General features: G+C 67.8%; 12 protein-coding genes. 6 read left to right on the top strand and 6 right to left on the bottom strand.

Going from position 1 to position 15240, the window contains the following annotated elements:
* Positions 1 to 29: 29 nt before the first annotated feature.
* From OC534_RS09660 to OC534_RS09650, 3 genes are read right to left on the bottom strand one after another with little or no spacing between them, the layout of a single operon-like run.
* Entirely contained in the window at positions 30 to 1322 is a 1293-nt protein-coding gene (locus OC534_RS09660) for an MFS transporter (protein ID WP_017356892.1), read from the bottom strand.
* Positions 1319 to 3559, bottom strand: a complete 2241-nt coding sequence (locus OC534_RS09655) for an oligoalginate lyase (protein ID WP_262071712.1) — start codon at positions 3557 to 3559, stop codon at positions 1319 to 1321. The genes OC534_RS09660 and OC534_RS09655 overlap by 4 nt, the downstream gene beginning before the upstream one ends.
* Positions 3556 to 5781, bottom strand: a complete 2226-nt coding sequence (locus OC534_RS09650; protein WP_262071711.1) for a polysaccharide lyase 6 family protein — start codon at positions 5779 to 5781, stop codon at positions 3556 to 3558. Before OC534_RS09650 ends, OC534_RS09655 begins: the two co-directional genes overlap by 4 nt.
* 281 nt (positions 5782 to 6062) lie before the next feature.
* Between OC534_RS09650 and OC534_RS09645 the strand changes: the two genes are divergently transcribed.
* Together OC534_RS09645 and OC534_RS09640 are read left to right on the top strand one after the other, a co-directional pair.
* Positions 6063 to 8954 carry a TonB-dependent receptor gene (locus tag OC534_RS09645; protein ID WP_262071710.1) on the top strand — a complete coding sequence of 964 codons (2892 nt, stop codon included), beginning with the start codon at positions 6063 to 6065 and terminating at the stop codon, positions 8952 to 8954.
* Positions 8955 to 9044: 90 nt separating this feature from the next.
* Positions 9045 to 9788, top strand: coding sequence for a FadR/GntR family transcriptional regulator (locus OC534_RS09640; protein ID WP_136006792.1), 744 nt, complete (start codon positions 9045 to 9047; stop codon positions 9786 to 9788).
* A gap of 21 nt (positions 9789 to 9809) precedes the next feature.
* Here the strand turns inward: OC534_RS09640 and OC534_RS09635 are convergent, their stop codons facing one another.
* A complete protein-coding gene (locus OC534_RS09635) occupies positions 9810 to 10199 on the bottom strand; it encodes a DUF6165 family protein (protein ID WP_262071709.1) in 390 nt (129 codons plus the stop codon).
* A gap of 204 nt (positions 10200 to 10403) precedes the next feature.
* Between OC534_RS09635 and OC534_RS09630 the strand changes: the two genes are divergently transcribed.
* A complete protein-coding gene (locus OC534_RS09630; protein ID WP_262071745.1) occupies positions 10404 to 11078 on the top strand; it encodes a TorF family putative porin in 675 nt (224 codons plus the stop codon).
* A 46-nt stretch (positions 11079 to 11124) separates the two neighbouring features.
* On the opposite strand, the gene OC534_RS09625 is transcribed toward OC534_RS09630, so the two are convergent.
* Entirely contained in the window at positions 11125 to 12300 is a 1176-nt protein-coding gene (locus OC534_RS09625; RefSeq protein WP_017357040.1) for an MFS transporter, read from the bottom strand.
* A gap of 112 nt (positions 12301 to 12412) precedes the next feature.
* Between OC534_RS09625 and OC534_RS09620 the strand changes: the two genes are divergently transcribed.
* Positions 12413 to 13348, top strand: coding sequence for a LysR family transcriptional regulator (locus OC534_RS09620; protein ID WP_136006796.1), 936 nt, complete (start codon positions 12413 to 12415; stop codon positions 13346 to 13348).
* Here the strand turns inward: OC534_RS09620 and OC534_RS09615 are convergent.
* The gene (locus OC534_RS09615; protein ID WP_017357042.1) at positions 13314 to 13784 is read right to left on the bottom strand and encodes a DUF1456 family protein; all 471 of its coding nucleotides are present in this window, start codon (positions 13782 to 13784) and stop codon (positions 13314 to 13316) included. The two genes, OC534_RS09620 and OC534_RS09615, sit on opposite strands and share 35 nt — an antisense overlap.
* Positions 13785 to 13886: 102 nt before the next feature.
* Between OC534_RS09615 and OC534_RS09610 the strand changes: the two genes are divergently transcribed.
* Together OC534_RS09610 and OC534_RS09605 are read left to right on the top strand one after the other, a co-directional pair.
* Entirely contained in the window at positions 13887 to 14426 is a 540-nt protein-coding gene (locus OC534_RS09610) for a hypothetical protein (protein WP_243746307.1), read from the top strand.
* Positions 14427 to 14465: 39 nt separating this feature from the next.
* Entirely contained in the window at positions 14466 to 15215 is a 750-nt protein-coding gene (locus tag OC534_RS09605) for an SDR family NAD(P)-dependent oxidoreductase (protein ID WP_017357044.1), read from the top strand.
* Positions 15216 to 15240 lie beyond the last annotated feature (25 nt).

Raw genomic sequence — 15240 nt, 5'->3', positions numbered from 1 at the left:
TGCGTTGGGGGAAAAGGAAGGGGTGGGGCTCAGCGCGGCGTGGCCGGCCCATCGAGTTTTTCGACGCGGCCGGTGACCAGCCACAGCGCCAGCAGCGAGGCCGGCACCAGCGCCGCCACCAGGATGAAAATGGGGGCATAGGACTGGTGGGTCATGGCCGGTACCAGCCAGGTGGTGATCAGCGTGCCGGCCACCGCGGCCATGCCGCCCAGGCCGGCCACCGAGCCGACGGATTTGCCGCTGAAGATGTCGCCGGGCAGGGTCTGGATGTTGCCGATGGCGATCTGGAAGCCGAACAGCACGAAGGCGATGGTGATGACGGCCCACACCGGGTCGGTGGCGAGCACGGCGCCGAGAAGCGCCGGGGCCATGATCGCGCCCCCCAGGGTGATGACCACTTTGCGCGCCTTGTCCACGCTCCAGCCGGCGCCGATCAGGCGGCCGGACAACCAGCCGCCACCCAGGCTGCCGATCATCGCGCCCACATAGGGCACCCAGGCGAAGATGCCGATCTGCTTGATGTCGAAGCCGAAGGTGTCGGCCAGGTAGATCGGCAGCCACGATACGAACAGCCACCAGATCGGGTCCAGGAAGAACCGCGAGATCAGGATGCCCCAGGTCTGCCGATGGCCCAGCAGCTGGCGCACGTTGGGAACGTACTCCGCCTTGGGCACGGCCGGCGTTTCGGTGGGGGCATCCAGGATCAGCGCACGCTCGGCCGCGCTCACCCACGGGTGCTTGTCGGGGCCGGCGCGGTAGATGATCAGCCAGGGCAGCAGCCACACAAAGCCGATCGCGCCGATCAGGATGAAGGTGCCGCGCCAGCCCAGCCACAGGAACAGCACGGCAATCAGCGGTGCCGACACGATTGCGCCGATCGACGCGCCGGCATTGAACACGCCCTGCGCCAGCGCCCGCTCACGTGCCGGGAACCACTCTGCGTTGGCTTTCACCGCACCCGGCCATGCGCCGGCTTCGCTGATGCCGAGCAGGGCGCGGACCAGGCTGAAGGACAGGATCGAATGGGTGACCGAATGCAGGGCGATGGAGATCGACCACACCGCGATCGACAGGGCGAAGCCCAGCCGGGTACCGATGATGTCGAACAGCCGCCCGAACACGAACTGCCCGGCCGCGTAGAACAGCATGAACACGGTGACCAGCAGCGCGTAGTCTTCCTTGGTCGCGCCGACGTCCTTGGATATCTGCGGCCACATCACGGCCAGGGCATTGCGGTCGATGTAGTTGATCACCGTGGCCACGGCGATCAAACCCACGATCAGCCAGCGGACGTAGGTACGGGCCTGCGTGGTGACCTTCATTTGCTGTCCTTGCCGGTAGCGGTGCCGGTGTCGAAGCGCTTCCAGCCGCCCTCCCAGCGCCAGCGCTGTCCGTCGCCGCTGACCTCATGGCTGCCGGCCTTGCCCGGTTCGTCGGCGATGCCCAGCGCGATGCGCTGGCCGCCGGCCAGGTCGAGCACCAGCACGTCGGCATCCTTGCCGCGGTAGTGGGCGATACGGTCGATGCGGCTGTTGGCGCCGCGCACGGTTTCGGCGGTGCCGTCGTACCTGCCGTGCGGTTCCAGCACGCCGTAGAAGGTGGTGGCGGCCTGGCCGTCCACGCGCTGCAGCAGCATCGGTTCGCGGCGCAGGTTGAACGCGGGGTCGTTGGCGCCGCTCTCGCCGATCAGCGCACGCGAGGGCGCGGTGCTGGCGAAGCGGTAGGTGTAGAAGCGGCCGCCAAGCAGCCAGGTGAGGCTGCGCGCCTCGCTCGTGGGCTCGCTGGCCGCATCGATCCACACATGCTGGTAACCGTTGGCCTTGCCCAGCACCGGCCGCGCCGTCACTGCGGACTGGGTCTTGAACCCGACCTCCATGATGTGGCCATTGAAATGCAGCGGCAGGTCGTAGCGTGCCGCCTTGCTGCCGGTGACACGCAGCAGGTCCAGCACCACCGGTTCGCCCAGTGCCGGGTGCGACAGCAGCGCTTGTGTGCGGGTGAAGGCGACGCCGTCGTAGGCACCCACCATGCGCGCCGAGGCGATCTGCGTATCGTGGCCGGTGGCGAACAGCAGCGGCGTCGGTGCCAGCGCCTGGCCCTTCTTCCAGTCGCCGCCGAAATGGCTCTGCTCGTTCACCACCAGCGTGCTGTGGGCGATGGTCTGGCGTGCCCAACTGGTGTTCTCCGGCAGGTAGATGCCGCCGGACTTGGCCTCGATGTTGAGGAAGCGCGCCGCGCCGTAATCGGTGACCACGCGCTGGCCGTTGTCGTAGAACAGCCAGTTGAGCTTGTCGAAGTGGCCGTGGCCCATGCCCTGCTTGGTGTTCTTCATCACCAGCGCCTGGCCATCGGCACCGCCCATGCGCAGGATCGCCAGCGCGCCTTCAGTACCCTCCGGTCCGTCGCGCAGCAGGGTGGGGACGAAGTCGAACGGCGTGGCCTTGTCCTGCGCCAGCGCCTGGGCCACCTGCAGGCCCTCGGGCGAGAGCAGTACGCGCTTCTGTGCCTTGGCCACCGAGAGCAGGCGCGCATCGGCGGTCTGCGCGTAGGCGATGTCGATGCCGGCCACCAGTTCCTCGGTGTCCAAGCCCTTGTCCAGGATGGCGTCGTTGATCGGGAAGAAGTAGCCGCCGTAGCTGGTCTGCACCAGTGCATCCACCGCCTTCAGCAGCACCCCGTCGCGCCGCTTGAAAATGCCCTGCTGCGGCGCGTTGCGCTCGATGGCGTTGGCGAACAGGATGAACGGTGCGAGCGCATAGCGCTGGTAGTAGGGGCCTTCTTCGTAATAGCCGTCCGGCGAGAACAGCTGGTCCACCTGTTTGAGGAAACCGGCGTTGCCATCGCGCCGGCTGCCCTTCAGCGCCTTGTCCACGTAGCTGGGGTCGCGCAGCACGTAGCCGGTCATGCCCACCGCGGCAACTGCCCAGGTGGCGTGGTTGTGGATCTTGTCGAAGTTCTCCGGCGTACCGCTCAGGAAGTCGGCCATCGGGCGGAACACGTTGTTGTCGATGGTGGCGCGGTCGGCAGCGCTGAGGGTGTCGCGGATCGCGTCGTAGCCCTGCACCGCGCTGACCAGCCACACCGAATCGTTGAGGGTCTGCCAGAACAGCCGGCCGGGGATCTGGCCGCGTCCCTGCGGGTGCGCGCCCAGCCCGGGATAGAGCGCGGCGTAGCCCAGCAGCAGGTCGCGCGCGTAGTCGGCATAGGCCGTGTCGCCGGTCAGCCGGTACAGCGCCCCGGCAGCCTGGATGGCCTGGTAATTGCGCTTGTGCTGCTCATGGGTGTAGCCGCCGCCCTTGTCCTTGGGAGCGGGTACGTCGATGCCCGCCTTCATCATCGCGCGCACGCGCTGTTCGGCACGCTGCTGTTCCCGCGCGAACAGGGGGAAGCGCGCGCCGTCCTGGCGCATCTGTGTCCATTGGGCGGGCGTCACCAGCACCGGGGTGGTGGCATCGGCCGCCGGTTGCTGGGCGCGGGCCGGTGCGGCGTGCGCGGGGGGCAGCACCGCCGCACCAAGGGAAGCGGCCAGCAGCAACAACAGGGGCGTGGAACGCGTCATGGCAGGGTCTCGGCAGGAGTATCGGACTGCATTGCCGCCGTGGCGGTAAGCACGTTGTTGCGCACGCGCAGGCGGGGTTCGCCCACGCGGTGGCTGAAGCGCACGCGGCCGCTGTGCGCGAACTGGTTGTCCACCAGGGTGGCCTGCTGCACGCCATGCAGGCGCAGGCTGGTGTCGTCGGCCACGCCTACGGCCTGCAGCTGGTTGCCCTGCACACGCAGGGAGGGGCCGAAGGTGCTCTCGTCGGTGCCGCCGCGATACAGGTCCAGCAGCGGCCCGCCGATGCGGGTGAAGCGCGAATCGACGATGTCCACCTGTTCGGCGTTGTATGTGCCCAGGTCATCGGTTTCGGCGGCGGCGGCGATCACGCTGCCGCTGATGTCGTCCACCGTGGTGTTGCTGATGCCGATGCGCGCGGCGAGGCTGCCTTTGCCGGCATTGACCACATCGAACGCCTTGTTGGCGGTGAGCCCGTGGATGCGGCTGTCCTCGATCAGCAGGGTGTAGTTGAACGCCTGGCTGCCCGGAGCGATGCGGACCACCGCATTGCCGGCGGTGTCCGGGGCGAGTGCGCCGTCGATGTCCAGTCGCGACAGCTTCAGCGAGCCACCGGCACGGATCTCGAACAGGGAAGGGCGGGTGAACTGCAGGCGCGCCTGGCCGCGTGCCGGTCCGATCACGCTCAGCGGGTGGTTCACGCCCAGCACCTGGTCCACCCGGTACTGGCCGCGCTGCAGCTGCAGGCGGTCGCCCGGGGCGCTGGCCGCGATGGCGCGGGTAAGGGTGTCCTCGCCCGGCGCCACCTGGCGCAGGCTGCCGCTGTCCAGTGCGGTGGTGTCCAGCGCCTTCGGGTACCACGCCACCCCGACCTGGTCGCGGGCGATCGGTGCCAGGTCGCGCGGCGCACCGGCAGCGATGGGGTCCACCGGGTACTGCAGGCCGTTGGCCGCGCGCTGCAGGGTCACCTTGGCCGCGCTCACCCCGCCCGGGAAGCCGACCGAAACGGCGGGGCTCTGCACGTTGGCGCTGAAGGCGATGCCCGACAGGTCGCCTTGGCCGCGCAGCAGGGGCTGCTTGCCGTCTCCAATGAACAGGTTGGCCGTCATGCGGCTGTTGACCGGCATCGCGTTGCGCTCGTCATCCAGCCCGGCACCCAGGAACAGCTGGCGCACGTTGATGAAGCTGTTGCGCTCGATCACCGCATCGGCCACCTGCTCGTAGCGGTTCAGCGGCGCGTCGCGGGTGCCGGCCATCACTGCCAGCGCGGCGGCGAAGTTGTCGCCGGCCAGGTTTTCGAAATAGTTGTCGCGCACGATCTGGCCGCGGTTGATCACCCGCACGCCGCCGGTATGCGCCTTGTTGTTGCCCAGGAACACATTGCGCTCCACCACGTTGCCGTGGCCGTGGCGCAGCACCATCGAGCCGCGCGACGCGAAGAACACGTTGCCGCGGTACAGGTTGCCGCCGGACTTGTTGGAGACGATCTCCACCTCGCCGTCGCAGTGGTCGAACCAGTTGTTCTCCACCACCGTGTGCGAATCGGACTGCGAATCGTGGCTGGTGCCCACGCGCAGCGTTTCTCCGCCGTTGCTGCCCAGGTTGGGGCGCGGGCCGAACCAGTTGTGGTCGATGCGGTGGCGGTTGTCGAGGCCGCTGGTGGCGTTGCGCACCACCACGAGGGTGGTGCCGGCATTGGTCTTGCCCACCAGCTGGTTGTGGTCGAAGCGGTTGTGCTGGCCGTACATCCCCACCCAGTTGTCCGACTGCTGACGGTCCGGCTTGTTGTAGCGGTCGATCACCACCCCGGTCACCCGGCTGTGGTTGGCCCACTCCTTCGACGAGGCGCGGAAGGAGACCACCTCGCCACCCGGCGCCCAGCCATCGCGGAACACCAGGTTGGACACCTCCAGGTACGCGCCGGCAAGCCGGAGCTGCGACTGGCCGCTGAGGATCACCTGGCCCGGCGTCTGTGCCGTCAATCTAATTGGTTGACCAATTTTGCCGGTTCCGCGCAGCAGCAGGTCAATATCACGCCAGACGCCGTTGGCCAGGATCACGGTATCACCCGGCTGCAGCCGGCCGGCCACCTGCGCATAGCCGGCGGCGTCGTGGACCAGATGATCTGCCGCCAACGCCGGCAGGGTGCCGAGCAGCAGGCCTGCGGCCAATGCCGCCGCAAGCGGGCGCAGCGCCGGTGGCGCATGCGAATGGTGCAAAGTCACAGGCTTACCCTCCCAGATCAACCGTGGCGTCCAACGCGAGTCCGGATCGTAACAGGTTGTGCGCGGCGCGCGTCAACCACAGTTGCATACCACTTTAGGCGCATGTGGTTGGCCGGTTGCGCATATTTCTGCTGCATCCGCACATTAAATGTCGCCAAAGTGGTCTGGGTGGATAACCTGGGTAGACTTTAGTACCAATTCATTGACATTGGTCCAGCAACCGTGAATTGTCCGGATCGAATCCGTGTAGTCGGACGATCCATCCTGGGAGGGAGATCACGATGTTGCATGACCGCCGTACGGCCTCGCCACGAGGCCTTCGCCACACCGCGCTGCATGGCGCACTGCTCTACGCCCTTTGCGCCACCGCGGCCCTGCCGCTGGCCCGCGCACAGGATGCCGATGCCCCGGCGACCCCGCCGGCGCAGGCCACCACCCTGGACCAGGTCCAGGTGACGGGCATCCGCGGCACGATCCAGACCTCGATCGACAAGAAGCGCGAGGAGACCGTGGTCTCCGATGTGCTGGCGGCCGAGGACATCGGCGACCTGCCCGCGCTGTCGATCGGTGAGGCCATCGAAACCATCACCGGCGCCTCCACGCACCGCGAGAAGGGCGGCGCGTCGGAAATTTCGATCCGCGGTCTGGGGCCGTTCCTCGGCTCGTCCACCTTCAATGGCCGCGAGGCGACCAACGGCAGCGGCGACCGCTCGGTGAACTTCAACCAGTTCCCGTCCGAACTGATCAACACCGTGGCCATCTACAAGACCCAGCGCGCCGACTTCGTCGAAGGCGGCGTGGCCGGTACGGTCAACATGGAAACGGTCAAACCGCTGGAGTACGGCAAGCGCACCTTCCAGGTGGATGGCCGCGGCACATGGCAGGAGTACGACGACCGGCTCAAGGACAAGGACGGTGTGGGCTGGCGCGGCACGGCCAGCTACATCGACCAGTTCGACATGGGCGCAGCGGGCAAGCTCGGGGTGTCCATCGGCGTGCAGGCGCTGGAAGGCAGCAACCCGGAAGAAATGCTCTCCAGCAGTTCCACCTGGGTGGCCTGCGATGGCCGCGAAGTGGTGGGCGCTACCCGCAACTGCACCCAGGTCAACGGCAACCAGGTGGCCAACGGCGTGCCGTACTACCTGGTGCCCGGCAGCCGCATCTACCGCCAGTTCATCGAGCACGACAAGCGCGACTCGCAGTTCGCCGCGCTGCAGTGGCGGCCCAACGATGCGGTCGAGGTGAACCTGGACTACCAGTTCTCCAAGCGCGACTACACCGAAGACCGCTCGGACCTGTCGCTGTCCTCGATGATGCGCAACCTCAACAACCGCGTGGTCAGTGACGACGGCGCGCTGCTGCACCACACCGGCAGCACCACGGTCGATTCCACCGGCAACTTCCTGGAGCGCAAAGAGGAGTACACCGGCGGCGGCCTCAACGTGATCTTCCGGCCGACCCCGGCGTGGACGCTCTCCACCGACCTGTCCTACTCCAACACGCGCCGCGACCAGATCGAACGCTCCACCCGCCTGCGCGCCGGCCGCACCGACGTCAACGGCAGACCGGTGGGCGGCATCAAGAACACCCGCTACGTCGACTACACCTACGACTACAGCGGTGATGTGCCGAGCATCACCCTGGACCCGGCGTTCGATGTGAACAACCCGGACAACTTCACCGACTCGGCCCTGGTGCGCCGCCGCCAGCAGCATCGCGAACACACCATCCGCGCCGGCCGCTTCGATGCCGCGTTCACCCCGGAAAGCGGCTTCTTCACCGCGATCAAGGGTGGCCTGCGCCGCTCCGAGGCGACCTACACCGACTACACCGACACGGTGGACGTGACCACCACCAATGTCGCCGCGATCCGCGCCGCGAACCTCGCCTGCCGCCAGGACTTCCCGCAGGACGACTTCCTGGCCAATGCCAGCGGCAACACCATCGACCGCTGGGCCAGCTTCGACAGCCGCTGCCTGTTCAAGGCCTTCACCGGCCAGGACGACACCGGCCTGAGCGCCGACCTGCGCAACCCGGCCAACAACGATGTGACCGAGAAAACCAGCGCGCTGTACCTGATGGGCGACTACAGCGCCGAGTGGTTCGGCCTGCCGGTCACCGGCAACATCGGCGTGCGCGGGGTGCGTACCGAGGTGCGTTCGGTGGGACTGCGCAGCGGCCTGGACGTGGTCAACAACCCCGATGGCACCGTGACCCTGCAGCCCACCGGCGATTTCACCTCGCAGGTGCTCAAGTCCAGCAATACCGAGTGGTTGCCCAGCTTCAATGCCGCCTTCGAACTGCACCCGGACCTGCTGCTGCGCGTGGGTGCCTACCGGGCGATGTCGCGCCCGGACCTGGCCGCCGAAGGCTTCGGCCGCACGTTCAACCTGGGCGAGGTGGATGCCGAGTTCAGCAGCGTCGCCGACGCGCTGCGCAGCATCACCGCCACCGGCAACCCGCGCGCCACGCCGCTGATGTCGTGGAATGCCGACGTGTCGCTGGAGTGGTACGCCAATGCGGACACGATGGTGTCCACGGCGGTGTACTACAAGCAGTTCAACGGCGGCTCGATGCCGGTGATCGTCGATGAGACCTTCGACATCGACGGCCAGCGCGTGACCGTGCCGGTGGAACAGCTGGCCACCAGCGACCAGAAGAGCGATCTGTTCGGCGTGGAGTTCACCGCCTCGCACAGCTTCTCCTACCTTCCGGGCATCTTCTCCGGGCTGGGTGTGAAGGCCAGCTACAACTACGCCGATTCCAACTTCAAGACCGAAGACCTGCGACTGGGCGAGTCCACCAACCCCGCCACCGGGGTGGTCACCCCGGGTATCGTCGAGCCGGCCAACATCTTCGGCCTGTCCAGGCATGTGGCGTCGGCGCAGGTTTACTGGGGTCTGGGCAAGCTGGATCTGCAGGCGATCTACAAGTACCGCTCGGACTACTACCAGCAGTTCGTCGGCGACCCGTCGCAGAACCGCTACGTGCGGGACAATGGCGCGCTGGACTTCCGCGCCACCTACAAGGTGAACAAGCACCTGTCGGTATCGCTGTCGGCCAGCAACCTCACCGACGAGCCGCGGGTGTCGGATATGCCCATCCTCGGCAGCTTCCGCGAGTACACCACCTACGGGCGGCGCTATTATCTGGGGGTGCGCTACCGCTTCTGAGGTCAGTGGCGCGGTTCCAGGACCGCGCCGCTCTCTGAGGGCGCGGCCCGCGTGTCGGTCCCCAGCCACCTGTCAGCCAGGCCTTTGATGATGTCCGAACCCCGTCTGTACCAGTCCATTGCCGCCGAAATCGTCGCGCTGATCGAGAAAGGCGAATTCCCGCCGGGCTCGCGCCTGCCCGGCGAACGCGACCTGGCCGAACGCCTGGGCGTCAGCCGGGTGACGGTGCGCGAGGCGGAAATCGCGCTGGAAGCGCAGGGGCTGATCACCATCAAGACCGGCTCGGGCGTCTATGTGAAGGCCCGTCCGTCGCAGGCACCGGGCGCATTGCCGGATGTCTCGGCCTTCGACCTCACCGCCGCCCGCGCGGTGATCGAGGCCGAAGCGGCGGCGATGGCGGCCAGCCGCATCACCGATGAGGAACTGCAGGATCTGGCCGGCCTGATCGCCGCGATGGTCGACCCGGCTTCGGGCGAGGCCGCCGCCAGCGAGGCCGACCGGCAGTTCCACCTGTCCATCGCCCGCATCGCCGGCAACCCGGTGGTGGAGCATTGCGTGCAGTTGATCTGGCGGATGCGCAACGAGCTGCCGCGCGTCAAGCAGGTCTATGCCAACGTCTGCCACAACGACGACGACACCCGCGACGAAGAACACACCGCCATTCTCGACGCCCTGCGCCAGCGCGACCCGGCTGCGGCCCGGCTGGCCATGCGCAACCACTTCCAGCGGCTGTTCGAGTCGATGCTGGAAGCCACCGAGAACGAGGCGCTCGCCGAGATCCGGCGGCGTACCCAGCAGGATCGCGAACGCTTCATGGCCGCCACCGGGCTGTAGGCCCGGCGTCGGGCCGAGGGTCTACTCGCCCTGGTACTGCTTTTCCTCGACCAGCTGCGAGCCGGCGATGCGGTTGATCTCGTTCTTCACTTTGACGCGTTCACCATTGGTGCCGTAAACACCGCGCGCGAGCTGGATGAACACCGCATCGAAGTCCTGGGCCGCTTCCTTGTCGCGGAGCTGGTCCTGGATGTCCCACATGCGGGCATTGATCACTTTCAGCCCCGACTTCAGCGCCTCCAGGCCCGGCTGAGCGGCCAGCAGTTCCTGCCACAGCGGCAACAGCCCCTCCAGTTCCAGGCGCACGTTGGCGTTCTTGGCCGCATCGGTGATGCGCTCGGCCTTGATTTCCAGGATGGTGATCTTGTCGATCAGCTCGCCAATCGATACCGGGGTCAGGATCGCGTCCACGTGATTACTCGCAGCAGGTCGGAGCGGTCATGATACCGCGCGCTCCTCGCGCCATCCCGAAACAGAGGATTTACAGCGATTTTGCGCCGATCCGGCCGGTGCGCCATAGCGGCTTTACGGCCGCCCCGGGAACACTGCACGCCTCGACGGCGCCGCCGTCCCTGGAGTGGAAACGTGGTGGTTGAACAAGTGAAAGGGCGCCTGGTGCGCTGCTGCAGCGGCCTGCTGGTGGGCCTGGCGATGAGTGGTGCGGCGGCGGCCGCAGTGGAGGGCAACGCCAGCCTGACCTCCGATTACGTCTGGCGCGGCAGTTCGCAGAGCGATGGCGATCCGGCGGCGCAGGCCGGCGTGAAGCTGACCAGTTCGCGCGGCTGGTATGCCTCGGCCTGGGGCTCGGGCGTGTCGTTCCAGCCCGACAACGGTGCACGCAGCGAATTCGATCTGGTGGCCGGGTGGAGCGGTGCCGTGGCCAACGACTGGGCGGTGGACGTCAACCTGACCCGCTACCTGTACCCGTCGGCCAACGTGGACCTGGACTGGACCGAGCTCAACGGCACGCTGACCTGGCAGCAGCGCTACTGGCTGCAGGTGGGCGTATCGGACAACGCATTGGCCGGCGGCCACGGGGGCACGTATGCCCAGCTCGGCGCACGCCTGCCGCTGGGCGAGGCGTGGCGGCTTGAAGGTGCCATCGGCCACTATTGGCTCGACAGCGCACAGAGCGATGACTACCTGCATGGCCAGCTCAGCGCCGTCTGGCGCGTCCACGGCCCGTGGGAGCTGCGCCTGACCGCGCACGACACCGACCGCGCCGCCCAACGCCTGTTCCCCGGCAACGCCGGCTCCCGCGTCGAGTTCGCGCTGCAGACCACCTTCTGACACCAACAGGCAGCGCCGACCGTTGGTCGGCTGCTGCCCTCGGGTGCTACCCGCGCCCGCGGGCCATCGCCCATACCGCCATCGCCATCGCCGCCACACCGGCGCCGGTCACGCACACGCCGGTCCACCCGTATGCGCCGTATACCTGCGCCGACACCAGCGAGCCCACCGAACCGCCGATGAAGTACCCGGTCATGTAGCCCGCGTTGAGCCGGTTGCGCGCCTCCGGGCGCAACGCGAACACCACGTTCTGGTTGCTCACGTGCAGCAGCTGCGCCGCCAGGTCCAGCAGCAGCACGCCCACCACCAGCGCCACCAGCGACTGCGTCGAGAAGCCCAGCGGCAGCCACGACGCGGCCAGCAGCACCAGCGCCAGCGTCGTCGCCAGGGCCGCCTTGCCACGGTCGGCCATCCGGCCTGCCACGCCTGCCGCCAACGTACCCGCCGCGCCCACCAGGCCGAACAGCCCGATCGTCGCATCGCTGTAGTGGTACGGCGCACCCGCCAGCAGGAAGGCCAGTGGTGTCCAGAACATCGCGAACATCGCAAAGCTCAGCGCGCCGAGCAGTGTGCGCAGGCGGAACACCGGCTCCTCCACGAACAGCGTGCCGATCGAGCGCAGCAGCGCGCCATAGCCCAGGCCCGCGTGCTGATGGAAGCGCGGCAGCACGCGATACAGCACCCACGTGGTGAGCACCAGCGTGCCCGCCGCCATCCAGTACACCCAGCGCCAGTCGCCCAGCGACGACAGTGCGCCGGCCACCGTGCGTGCCAGCAGGATGCCCAGCAGCAGCCCGCTCATCACCGTGCCCACCACCCGGCCACGCTCTTCCGGCCGCGCCAGCGTTGCCGCGAACGGTACCAGCACCTGCGCCACCACCGAGAACAGGCCGGTGATCGCCGTACCCACCACCAGCCAGACGAACGTATGGCTCACTGCGCTCACCACCAGCCCGGCCGCCGACAACAGCGACATCACCACGATCAACCGCCGCCGCTCGAACATGTCGCCCAGCGGCACCAGCAGCACCACGCCCAGGCCATAGCTCAACTGCGCGGCCGTCACCAGCATCCCGGCGCGCCCGAACGACACCCCGAACTCACTGGCGATGGTGTGCAGCAGTGGCTGGGCGTAGTAGTTGCTGGCCACCGCCACGCCCGTGGCAAAGGCCATCAGCAGCACCTGCCAGCGGCTCAGGGGGGTGTGGACATCGGCGGTCATGCGGCTTCCAGACTTCAGGGGGACGCCAGTGTCCGCCTCCCTGCGTGATGATGGAAATGAATAGTTATCATCCAACGCATCTGAAAATGAGATGGGTAGTGGAGATGCCGGCGTGAACCTCAAACAGCTCGAATTCTGCGTGGCCCTGGCCGAAGAGCGCAGCTTCACCCGGGCCGCCGCGCGTTGCCATGTGGTGCAGTCCGCCCTCAGCCACCAGATCGCGCACCTCGAAGAAGAGCTGCAGGCGACCCTGTTCGAACGCCTGCCGCGCCAGGTACGGGTCACCCCGGCCGGTGAGGTCCTGCTCACTCACGCGCGCCAGGTGCTCGACGCGCTGCGCCATTTGCGCGAAGACGTCGCGGCCGTGGCGGGCCAGGTGCGCGGCACGCTCACCATCGGCCAGATCACCTCGCTCACCGCCGTGGACCTGGTCGCCTGCCTCGCGGCCTTCCACACGCGCTACCCGCAGGTGGAATTCCGTCTGCGCATGGACAGGAGCGAAGTGCTGATGGACGACGTACGCGAGCGTCGCGTGGATGTCGCCCTGGTCGGCCTGTCGCCGGGCACCGCCATCGACGGCGCCTGCCATCGCCTGCTGGCCGAGGAATCGATGGTGGCCGTGCTGCCGCCCGCGCACCCGCTGGCCAACCGCAGACGGCTGTCGCTGGCCGCGCTGGCCGAGCTGCCGCTGGTGGATTTCCAGTACGGCAGCGGCGCGCGCCGGCAGACCGACGAAGCCTTTGCCGCGGCCGGGTTGCCACACCGGGTGCCGTTCGAGATCAACCACATGTCGCTGATCGAGCGCTTCGTGCAGCAGGGCCTGGCGGTGGGCATCGTGCCCGCGCAGATCGCCGCCGGCTTTACCGGCGTGGCCTGTGTCGCCATCCAGGATGCGCCGGTGCGGCGCGTGCATGCGGTGTGGTCGAAACTGCCCACACCGGCGGCGCGGGCGTTCATGGACGAACTGCTGCAGCACGTGGCCCCGCAGGCGGAGCCACGTACCGGCGTGGGGCTCAGGCGCCGCGCACGCGCAGGGTCAGGCCCTTGAGGAAGTTGCGCAGCAGCTGGTCGCCGCAGGCACGGTAGTTCTTGTGGTCCGGCTGGCGGAACAGCGCCGACAGCTCCGGCTTGGACACCGGGAAACCGGCCTGCTGGAAGATCTCGTGCATGTCCACGTCCTTCAGCTGGAAGGCCACGCGCAGCTTCTTCAGCACCAGGTTGTTGGTGATGCGCTTTTCCACGGGGCGCAGCGGCTGGCTCTCGTCGCGGCCACGGAAGTGCACGATCAGTCCGTCCAGGAAGTGCGCCAGTGTGCGGTCGTCGCAGGCCACGAAGCCTTCCTCGTCTTCCTTGCGCAGCCACCCGGCCACGTCGGCCTTGTCGACCACGAAGGCCGGATCGGCAAGGGCACAGGTGTCGACGATCATGCCGTCGCTGAGGTCGAGCATGTAGCGGATGCTGCGCAGTACATCGTTGTTGATCATGTGACGTCCAATACCGCCGGCGCGGCTGCGCGGCTGGCCGCCATTTTACCCCCTGCCGGCCTCAGTGCCCGGCGCGACCGGCGTGGCTGTCATCTGGCTGCCATGAAAGTGAAGCACAGTGCCGCCATCGAGCCCGTACAGGCAGTGGAGCAGGCAATGCGCAGGTGGCAGTCGGTGGCGGGTGTGGGGATGCTGTGGCTGGCCGGAACGGCCGCCGCCCAGGTCCCGTATGTGGCAATTGAAGCGCGCGTGGACCCGCAGGAACTGGCGCAGGTGGGGCTCAGCCCGGCTCAGCTGCAGGCCCTGAACCGCCTGCTGCGCGAGGCCGATGCCCGCACCCCGGCGGTGCCGGTGGCTGCGGCGCCGATGGCTGCCGCGGGAGGTCCGGCACCGGGTGCGATGTTCCCCGGCCTGGATGACGGGCCGATCAAGGCCAAGGTCACCGGCCAGGTGGATGGCTGGGCGCCCGGTACCGTGTTCACCCTGGACAACGGCCAGCAGTGGCAGGTGCTCAAGGGCGAGATCACACTCAAGGCCAGTCGCAGCAACCCCGACATCGTGGTGGTGCCTGGCATCGCCGGGCGCTGGTTCCTGCAGGTGGATGAAGACCTGCCCAAGGCGCGCGTGTTCCGCATCCGCTGATCGGTGCGAAAATGCAGGGGATTCCCACGGAGTACCCCGATGACCCGTACCGCTCTGATTACCGGCGCCACCTCCGGCTTTGGCGCTGCCGCCGTCCATCGCTTCGCCCAGGCCGGTTGGCGCGTCATCGCCACCGGGCGACGTGCCGAACGGCTGCAGCCGCTGGTTGACGCCTATGGTGCCGAGCGCGTACATGCCGCCGTCTTCGACGTGCGCGACACCGCCGCGATGGAGGCCGCGCTGGCCGCCCTGCCGGCGGACTTCGCCGCCATCGACCTGCTGGTCAACAATGCCGGCCTGGCCCAGGGCACCGCTCCGGCACAGAGCGCCTCGCTGGACGACTGGCGCACCATGATCGACACCAATGTCACCGCCCTGGTCACCCTGACCCACCGCCTGCTGCCGCAGCTGGTGGCGCGCAAGGGCGCGATCATCAACATCAGCTCGGTGGCGGGGGTGTATCCGTACCCCGGCGGCAATGCCTACGGCGGCACCAAGGCGTTCGTCAGCCAGTTCTCGCTGGGTCTGCGTTCGGACCTGCACGGCACCGGCGTGCGTGTGACCACCATCGAACCGGGCATGGCCGAAACCGAGTTCACCCTGGTGCGCACCCACGGCAACCAGGCCGCCTCGGACACGCTCTACACCGGGGCAAACCCCATGACCGCCGACGATATCGCCGAGCAGATCCTGTGGGTTGCCAACCTGCCGGCACACCTCAACATCAACCGCCTCGAGGTGATGCCGGTCAGCCAGTCGTTCGCCGGCTTCCAGGTCGCGCGCGACTGAGGACGCCAGGGCGCCTGCGCGCTCC

The organism is Stenotrophomonas sp. Marseille-Q5258 (genome assembly GCF_946900935.1).
In the GTDB taxonomy this organism is placed as follows: Bacteria; Pseudomonadota; Gammaproteobacteria; order Xanthomonadales; family Xanthomonadaceae; genus Stenotrophomonas; species Stenotrophomonas nematodicola.
Note: the sequence above shows the minus strand (reverse complement) of the source record. Positions and strands in the feature narration are given on the sequence as shown.